General features: G+C 70.6%; 6 protein-coding genes and 1 pseudogene. 6 read left to right on the forward strand and 1 reads right to left on the reverse strand.

Annotation, left to right across the window (positions count from 1 at the left end; all coding sequences use genetic code 11):
• The 6 genes from PROKR_RS25235 to PROKR_RS25260 all read left to right on the forward strand — a co-directional run.
• The coding region (locus tag PROKR_RS25235; RefSeq protein ID WP_036969236.1) for a helix-turn-helix domain-containing protein at positions 1-408 on the forward strand (408 nt) is incomplete at its 5' end.
• A 227-nt stretch (positions 409-635) separates the two neighbouring features.
• A complete protein-coding gene (locus PROKR_RS25240; RefSeq protein WP_036969238.1) occupies positions 636-1,673 on the forward strand; it encodes a LacI family DNA-binding transcriptional regulator in 1,038 nt (345 codons plus the stop codon).
• Positions 1,670-2,953 (forward strand): extracellular solute-binding protein, encoded by a 1,284-nt coding sequence (locus tag PROKR_RS25245; protein WP_036969239.1) that lies wholly within the window; start codon positions 1,670-1,672, stop codon positions 2,951-2,953. The genes PROKR_RS25240 and PROKR_RS25245 overlap by 4 nt, the downstream gene beginning before the upstream one ends.
• 5 nt (positions 2,954-2,958) lie before the next feature.
• Entirely contained in the window at positions 2,959-3,867 is a 909-nt protein-coding gene (locus tag PROKR_RS25250; RefSeq protein ID WP_036969240.1) for a carbohydrate ABC transporter permease, read from the forward strand.
• Position 3,868: 1 nt separating this feature from the next.
• Positions 3,869-4,702 carry a carbohydrate ABC transporter permease gene (locus PROKR_RS25255; protein ID WP_036969241.1) on the forward strand — a complete coding sequence of 278 codons (834 nt, stop codon included), beginning with the start codon at positions 3,869-3,871 and terminating at the stop codon, positions 4,700-4,702.
• A 22-nt stretch (positions 4,703-4,724) separates the two neighbouring features.
• Positions 4,725-5,696 (forward strand): glycoside hydrolase family 130 protein, encoded by a 972-nt coding sequence (locus PROKR_RS25260; RefSeq protein WP_036969284.1) that lies wholly within the window; start codon positions 4,725-4,727, stop codon positions 5,694-5,696.
• 91 nt (positions 5,697-5,787) lie between these two features.
• Here PROKR_RS25260 and PROKR_RS25265 read toward each other — a convergent pair.
• A pseudogene (locus PROKR_RS25265) lies at positions 5,788-6,144 on the reverse strand (DUF3459 domain-containing protein); the annotation flags it as partial.

The raw sequence follows: 6,144 nt of genomic DNA on the forward strand, positions 1-6,144 counted from the left end.
TCCCGGGCGGTGGAGCGCCTGGGGGAGTGGCTGGCCGAGGACGGCGACGCCGAGGGTGCCGCGCTCCTGGAGGAGGCCCTGCGCGGCTACGGAACGCGGGCCGCGAGCAACGACGTCGCCCGCGTGACGCGCACGCTGCGCCGGCTCGGGCTCCCGGTCCCGTATCCGTGGCGTGGCGGACGGCGGTCCAACGGGCTGGGGCTGTCCGGCCGCGAGCGCGAGGTCGCGCTGCTGGCCGCGCGAGGGCGGACCAACCGGCAGATCGCCGCCGACCTGTTCCTCTCGCCGCGGACGGTCGAGAGCCATGTCCGCAATGCCCTGCGGAAGCTGGACTGCACGTCGCGGGCCGACCTCGCCGTCCGCCTGCTCGACGCCGCCGAGGAGGACCGGGCTCCGGTCGCGGGCTGAGCCGGGGCGGTCTGGTCGGCCGGGCCGCCCCCTTCTTACCGACCATGTAGTTGCTGCCAGGCCGGGCTTCGTCCTGGCAGCAGGCGCATGGTCATCTTCGTGCCGCCGTGCCGGGCCTGGCGGGGCGCGAGCCAGCCTACGTGGGCCTTTGCGACCGGATCATCAAACCGGTTGACCCGATCGTCAAACCGGTTTTACGTTGTCGGCCCCGACCACGGAGGAGTGCGATGGACAGGCCGACGATCGACGACGTCGCCCGCGCCGCGGGTGTCACCAAGGCGACCGTGTCCCATGCGTACAGCGGCAAACGGCCGATCTCCGCGACCACCAAGGCCCGCGTCTTCGCCGCCGCGCAGCGGCTGGACTGGGTCCCGAGCTCCCGGGCGCGCGCGCTGGCCGCGCGGCGCACCGATGCGGTGGGCGTCGTGCTGTCCCGCGACCCCACGATCCTGGCGTCCGACGCCTTCTTCCCGGCCTTCATCTCGGGGGTCGAGGCCGTGCTCGCCGAGCACGAGATCGCCCTGGTGCTGCAGGTCGCGAGCAGCCGGACGGCGGAGGAGCGCGCCTACCGGGCGATGGCGAGCGGGCGTGCGGACGGCGTGATCGTCCTCGACCTGCACCGCGTCGACTGGCGGGTCGCGTACCTCCGGCAGATCCGGCTGCCCGCGGTGCTGCTCGGCGCGTACGACGCCGAGAGCCCGTTCTCCAGCGTCCGCACCGACGACGCCACGCCCGTCCGGGACCTGGTCGCCCGCCTGCGCGAGCAGGGGCACACCCGGATCGCCCACGTGTCGGGCCCGCTCGACTACGTGCACTCGCACGCCCGCGCGGGGGCGTACGTCCGCAGCGTCGGCAGCAAGGAGCTGCTGCGCGAGGGGGACTTCACCGCCGGGAGCGGCCGCGCGCTGACCGCCGAGCTGCTCGACCTGCACGACCGGCCCACCGCGATCCTCTACTCGAACGACACGATGGCCATCGCCGGCTTTTCCTACGCCCGGAGCCGGGGGCTCGTGGTCCCCGACGACCTCGCCGTGGCCGGCTTCGACGACGACCACCTCTCGGCTCACCTGAGCCCGGCCCTGACCAGCGTCTTCACCGACCCGTTCCGGAGAGGCCGGGTGGCCGCCGAGCGGCTGCTGGCCGACCTCGCCGGCGAGCCGCCCGAGTCCGTCACGGTCGACTGCAACGAGCTTCGCCTGCGCGCCAGCACCGCTGGTGCCGCACCCGAGGCACCCCACACCGAACTCGAGGAGGAGTTCTCATGAAGCACCCCCGTCTTGCCGGCACCGCCGCACTGCTCACCGCGGTGGCCCTGACCGCGGCCTGCTCGTCAAGCGGCGACGGAGGCGACGGCGGCGAGAGCCCGTCCGGCACCGGCCCCGTCACCGTCTGGCTGTCCAACAACGAGCAGGAGGTCGGCTGGGGACAGGACGTCGTCGACGCCTGGAACGCCGAGCACCCCGACGAGCAGGTGACTGCGCAGGAGATCCCGGCCGGGTCGTCGTCGGAGGAGGCGATCACAGCCGCGATCACCGCGGGCACGGCCCCCTGCCTGGTCTACAACATCTCGAGTGCCGCGGTGCCCGGCTGGGTCCGCCAGGGCGGGCTCGTGAACCTGTCCCAGTTCGAGGACGGCGCGAGCTACGTCGAGGAGCGCGTCGGCGAGGGCGCGCAGACCTACCTGACCGACGACGGCTACTACCAGCTGCCGTGGAAGTCGAACCCCGTGATGGTCATGTACAACAAGACCGTCTTCGAGAAGGCGGGCATCGACCCGGAGAACCCGGACATGGCCACCTACGACGACTTCCTGGCCGGCAGCCGCAAGATCGTGGAGTCCGGCGCCGCGGACAGCGCCATCTGGCCCTCGCCGACCAACGAGTTCTTCCAGCCGTGGTTCGACTTCTACCCGCTGTACCTGGCGGAGTCGGGCGGCACGCCCCTGGTCGAGGACCAGGCCGCGACGTTCGACGACGAGAACGGCAAGGCCGTCGCCGACTTCTGGGCGACGATCTACGCCGAGGGCCTCGCGCCCCAGGAGGCGTCGACCGACGACGCGATGTCGGCCGGCACCACCGCGATGCAGCTCGCGGGCCCGTGGGCCATCGCGTCCTACGCCGAGAGCGTCGACGTCGGCTTCATGCCGGTGCCGACGTCGGACGGCGAGGCGGAGCCGGTGACGTTCGCCGACTCGAAGAACGTCTCGATGTTCACCGCGTGCGAGAACCAGGCCACCGCCTGGGAGTTCCTCAAGTTCTCGACCAGCGAGGAGAGCGACGGCAAGCTCCTCGAGGCGACCGGGCAGATGCCGCTGCGCACCGACCTGGCCACGACCTACGCGGACTACTTCGCCGAGAACCCGTCGTACGAGGTGTTCGCCGACCAGGCCGAGCGCACGGGCGACGTGCCGAGCATCCCGAACTCCGTCGAGGTGTGGCAGGCCTTCCGCGACGCGTACTCGTCGGCCGTGATCTTCGGCAAGACCAGCGTGGACGAGTTCCTGAGCGGCGCCGCCGAGACGGTGACCGGGCTGGTCCAGGGCTGATCCGGGTGAGCACGGCATCAGGTGACCTGCGCAGCACCCGGCGCACGTGGTGGGGGCGGCAGCCGATCGGCTCGCTGTTCGCGCTGCCCTACCTCGTGTTCGTGGTCACGATCTTCGCCTACCCGCTCGGGTTCGCCGTCTGGATCGCGTTCCACGACTACTTCTTCACCGCGCCCGGTGTCGACGTGCCCAAGCCGTTCGTCGGGCTCGACAACTTCGCTGCCGTGCTCACCGACCCCCAGGTGCTGGAGTCGTTCCGGAACATCGGGGTGTTCCTGGTCATCAACGTGCCGCTCACCGTGGTGCTGTCGCTCGTGCTGGCAACGGCCCTCGACGGCGGCATCCGGTGGGCGGCGGGGTACCGCATCGCGTTCTACGTGCCCTACCTGACGGCGAGCGTGTCGCTCGTGGGCGTGTGGATGCTGCTGTTCTCGTCGGGCGGGCTCGTCAACGAGGTCCTCGGGCCGCTCGCGCCGAACCCGTCCTGGCTGGTCAACTCGTCGCTCGCGATGCCGAGCATCGCGCTCTTCGTGACCTGGAAGCAGCTCGGCTTCTACATCCTGCTGTATCTCGCGGCGCTGCAGAGCGTGCCGCGCGAGCTGCACGAGTCGGCCGAGACGGACGGCGCGAACGCCTGGCAGCGGTTCCGCAACGTGACGGTGCCGGGCGTGCGGGGCACCACGGTGCTGGTGCTCGTGCTCGCGATCATCACCGGCGCCAACCTGTTCACGGAGCCCTACCTGCTGACCAACGGCGGCGGCCCCGACGGCGCCTCCGTGACGCCCGTGCTGCTGATCTACCAGCGCGGCATCCAGCAGCAGAACCCGGACACCGCCGCGGCGATCGGCATGCTGCTGGTCATCGTCGTCGGCGTCCTCTCGCTGGCCGCCAACCGCATCAACAGGGAGCGCTGACATGCGACGACAACGCGGGACCTGGCTGCGCTACCTGCTGCTCACGCTGGCGGCGGCGGTCTTCGCCTTTCCCTTCTACTTCATGGTGGTCGGCGCCTTCCAGGAGAGCCCGACCAACACCCCGGACCGGCTCCTGCCGACGTCCGGCTGGACGCTCGGCAACTTCGGGGCGATCGACTCGCGCATCGACCTGCTGGGCTCGCTCGGCAACTCGCTGATCTTCACCGCAGGCGTGCTGCTGGGCACGGTGACGTTCGGCCTGCTGGCCGGCTACGCGATGGCGCGGCTCGACTTCCGCGGGCGGGGCGCCACGTGGGTGCTCATGCTGCTGGTCCAGATGGTGCCGTTCCAGCTGCTGATGATCCCGCTGTACGTGCAGATCACCCGGGGCTTCGGTCTCGGCGACACGTACCTCGGGATGATCCTGCCGTTCGCGATCAACACGACCGCCGTCTTCATCTTCACGCAGTTCTTCCGGGCGCTGCCGCAGGAGATGTTCGAGGCGGCGCGGATCGACGGCGCGAGCGAGCTGCGCATCGTGTTCTCGATCGCGGTGCCGCTGGTCAAGCCGGCTCTGACCACGGTCGTCCTGGTCACGTTCATCGGGCCGTGGAACGAGTTCCTCTGGCCCTTCCTCATCACCAAGGACGCCACGCTGCAGCCGCTCGCGGTGTCGCTGGCGAATTACATCTCCAACGTGGCCCAGTCCACCGCCAACCCGAACGGCGCGATCCTCGCGGGCGCCACCACGCTCGCGTTCCCCGTCGTCATCCTCTTCTGCCTGTTCCAGCGGTACTTCACCGCATCCAACATCGGCTCCGCCGTGAAGGGCTGACCCACCTATGGACGTCACCAGCATGTTCACCCACGCAACGTTCCCGCTCGGACCGTTCGTCCCCTACGAGCACAACCCGATCCTGCGCCCCCGCGGCGGCACCTGGGAGTCGGCCAACCTCTACAACCCGGCCGCCCTGGTGGTCGACGACGAGGTCGTGCTCCTCTACCGCGCGCACGCCGAGGACATCGTGTCCCACATCGGGCTGGCCCGGAGCAGCGACGGGTTCCACTTCGAGCGCGAGGCCGAGCCCATCCTGTCGCCGTCCGAGGACTACGAGCGCTACGGGTGCGAGGACCCGCGCATCGCGTACATCGACGGCACGTTCTACCTCACCTACACCGGCTGGGACCGGCACAGCGCCCAGCTGTGCCTGGCGACGTCGACCGACCTGCACGACTGGACCAAGCACGGGCCGATGTTCGAGTCGTTCGACACCTTCGCCACGGTGGACCCGCGCGGCTTCAACTGGTCCAAGGCCGGCGTCATCGTCCCGGTGCGGATGCAGGGCAAGTGGTGGATGTACTTCGGCGAGGGCGCCATCTACTGGGCCACCAGCGACGACCTGATCCACTGGACGCCGGGCACGCCGGACACCGAGCCCATGTACTCGCCGACGCCGGGGTCCTTCGACGCCGACCTCGTCGAGATCGGGACGTCGCCGGTGCTGACCGAGAACGGGCTGCTCGTGATGCTCACGAACGGCGCGACCCGTGTCATCAACCCCGACGGCAGCGTCGACGTCGACTACCGGTGCGGCCAGATCGCGATCGACCCCGACAACCCGACCAGGGTGCTCGCCCGGCTCCAGGAGCCGTGGCTCAAGCCGCAGACGTTCGAGGACCGCAACGGCCTGGTGTCCAACGTGACGTTCGTGGAGGGGCTGGTGCAGTTCCGGGGGCGCTGGCTCGCGTACTACGGCCAGTCGGACACGACACTGGCCGTGGCGGTGCACGACCCGTCGCGGCCCTGGGGCGCGACGCTCGGGTCCTGATCAGCTCGGGTCCTGAGGACGACCATGCGGTTGCTGCCAGGACGGTGCTCGTCCTGGCAGCAACCGCATGGTCGTGTGGCGCCGCGCGGGATTACCTCGTGCGGACCCACGCCGTCGTCGCGCCCGGCAGCAGGCCGTCGGCCAGGGGCTCGCTCGTGACCAGCACCTCGCCGGCGGGCAGCGCCGTCGGCTCCGCGCCGAAGTTCGTCACCACGTGCCAGCCGCCGGGCCGAACGAAGTGCACGACGTCGTCGGGCGCCTCGATCCACTCCAGCGTCTCGTCCGACTGCAGCTCGTGCCGCAGCGCGAGCGCCGACCGGTACAGCTCCAGCGTCGAGCCCGCGACGCCGTCCTGCGCCTCGGCCGACAGCTCGCCGTAGCCCGCGGGCTGCGGCAGGTGGGCACCGGCCGGGCCGAAGCCGAACGACTCGCCCGCGCGCGTCCACGG

The sequence above is a fragment of the Promicromonospora kroppenstedtii DSM 19349 genome (assembly GCF_000515355.1).
GTDB classification, from domain to species: Bacteria; Actinomycetota; Actinomycetes; order Actinomycetales; family Cellulomonadaceae; genus Promicromonospora; species Promicromonospora kroppenstedtii.